At 61.2% G+C, this 242-nt stretch carries 1 pseudogene; it reads left to right on the top strand.

What is annotated here, in order from left to right:
• A pseudogene (locus ACPYOJ_RS36425) lies at positions 1 to 242 on the top strand (glucose-6-phosphate dehydrogenase); the annotation flags it as partial.

Here is a 242-nt window from a genome sequence, read left to right as displayed (position 1 = left end):
CTACCGGCTCGATCCTTTCCTCGGCAAGGAAACCGTACAGAACATTCTGACGGCGCGCTTCGCCAACATGATCATCGAGTCGCTGTGGAACAGCCGCTATATCGACCATGTGCAGATCACCGCCGCCGAGATCGTCGACGTCGGCACGCGCGGCAAATTCTACGACGCGACCGGCGCGCTGCGCGACATGATCCCCAACCACCTGTTCCAGCTTCTTGCGATGATCGCCGTGGAGCCGCCGA

This window comes from Rhizobium sp. SVR5-9E (assembly GCF_056755095.1).
This window is presented reverse-complemented; position numbering and strand designations above follow the sequence as displayed.